The organism is Oleiphilus sp. HI0043, assembly GCF_001634935.1.
Map to the genome: position 1 here is coordinate 1 of NZ_LWEY01000012.1, position 1,035 is coordinate 1,035.

General features: G+C 40.0%; 1 protein-coding gene. It reads right to left on the reverse strand.

Going from position 1 to position 1,035, the window contains the following annotated elements; translation table 11 throughout:
- Positions 1 to 41: 41 nt before the first annotated feature.
- On the reverse strand, positions 42 to 1,035 hold a 994-nt coding region (locus A3729_RS00715; RefSeq protein WP_156497547.1), incomplete at its 5' end, for a glycosyltransferase.

Genomic DNA, 1,035 nt, shown 5'->3' on the forward strand with positions numbered 1-1,035 from the left:
ATTTTTTGGAATAATTACAAATCAATATTACATTACGGCTATTATGCATCCGAACTTCCTTGTACTGCTTTACATATAATTTGGTCAATTTCATTTACATTCTTTGGCCATGAAAACAGGTTTCCGTGAGCCTTAATAACTTCTCTATTCCAGCAAGCAGTATTCAGATCAAAGTCCACCATAGCTTTAGTTAAGGCCTCACAATCGCCTGCTTCGATTAAAATACCTGAAACTCCATCCTTAACCACTTCTGGAATGCCACCTACTCGAGTAGAAACTACCGGTACGCCACAATTTGCAGCCTCAAGCAGTACATTTGGAACTCCCTCATGATACGAAGGAAGTATTAACAAACCACTTTGGCGTATATACTTTGCTGTATCAGCATGCTTTAGGGCTCCTAACATAGAAACTTTGGCCTCTAAGCCATAAGCAGCGACTCTTTCAGCCAATACCGGGCTCATAGCGCCATCACCAATAAACTTTAATAGTTTACTCCCTCCACTTTTTACATAGCCATCATACGCATCTAGGAGGTCTAACACACCTTTATCTTTTTTAAGGTTTCCGACAAATAAGAAATAAGGATTTGACGCTATTTCCTCTGGATAAAACAACTTATTATCAACACCGTTGTATACTCTGGTTACCTTAGACTTCTCAACTCCCAAGCCACAAACCTTAAGCCGCAAAGCATCAGAGGGCGTAAAAATATGCGTAGCCCCTTTGCATACTTGTTGAATCTGTTTATTTCTATTCTTATCCTCTGTCAGCACATTGATATCACTGCCGTGCACCTTAATAAAATAAGGTAGCTTCAGCCTATATGAGAGCTTTTGCGCAACAAAACCATCAGGATGCGCCCAACTACCTAGCACTGCATCAAAATCTGAAAAGGAAATTAACTCCCTCGCGCCTTTTAAGACCGACCAAAACATAAAATGACCGAAATGCTGCTGAAATAGCTTCGGCGTATACCAATAGCAAATATACTTAACTGTGTATTTAGTGCTGGCAGAATAGGAACTAATCTGC